This window comes from Pseudomonas sp. FSL R10-1339 (genome assembly GCF_009600545.1).
GTDB classification, from domain to species: Bacteria; Pseudomonadota; Gammaproteobacteria; order Pseudomonadales; family Pseudomonadaceae; genus Aquipseudomonas; species Aquipseudomonas bubulae.
Window position 1 is genome coordinate 1 of the sequence record NZ_WIVQ01000237.1, and the last position, 869, is coordinate 869.

Annotated in this window: 2 tRNA genes and 1 rRNA gene; all 3 read left to right on the forward strand. The window is 46.6% G+C overall.

Annotated elements, in window-relative coordinates:
- The first annotated feature begins 105 nt into the window (after positions 1–105).
- Positions 106–182 (forward strand) — tRNA-Ile (locus GHO03_RS24585).
- Between the two features lie 29 nt (positions 183–211).
- A tRNA-Ala gene (locus GHO03_RS24590) sits at positions 212–287 on the forward strand.
- Between the two features lie 233 nt (positions 288–520).
- Positions 521–869 (forward strand): 23S ribosomal RNA (locus GHO03_RS24595); the annotation flags it as partial.

Genomic DNA, 869 nt, shown 5'->3' on the forward strand with positions numbered 1-869 from the left:
ACCTGCGGCTGGATCACCTCCTTAATCGACGACATCAGCTGATCCATAAGTTCCCACACGAATTGCTTGATTCATTGAAGAAGACGATAGCAGTAGACCAAAATTGGGTCTGTAGCTCAGTTGGTTAGAGCGCACCCCTGATAAGGGTGAGGTCGGCAGTTCGAATCTGCCCAGACCCACCAATTTTGTTTGGAAGCACCTGTAGAAATATGGGGCCATAGCTCAGCTGGGAGAGCGCCTGCCTTGCACGCAGGAGGTCAACGGTTCGATCCCGTTTGGCTCCACCATTACTGCTTACTTGTCGTAAAGCTTAGAAATGAGCATTCCATCGAAGGATGGTGAATGTTGATTTCTGATCTTTTGATTAGATCGTTCTTTAAAAATTTGGGTATGTAATAGAAAGTTAGACTGGATAGCACTTTCACTGGTGTTTATTCAGGCTAAGGTAAAATTTGTGATTGAAAGCAAATTTTCGGCGAATGTCGTCTTCATAGTATAACCAGATTGCTTGGGGTTATATGGTCAAGTGAAGAAGCGCATACGGTGGATGCCTTGGCAGTCAGAGGCGATGAAAGACGTGGTAGCCTGCGAAAAGCTTCGGGGAGTCGGCAAACAGACTTTGATCCGGAGATGTCTGAATGGGGGAACCCACCTAACATAAGTTAGGTATCTTAAGCTGAATACATAGGCTTAAGAAGCGAACCAGGGGAACTGAAACATCTAAGTACCCTGAGGAAAAGAAATCAACCGAGATTCCCTTAGTAGTGGCGAGCGAACGGGGACCAGCCCTTAAGCTGTATTGATGTTAGCGGAACGCTCTGGAAAGTGCGGCCATAGTGGGTGATAGCCCTGTACGCGAAAACATCTTT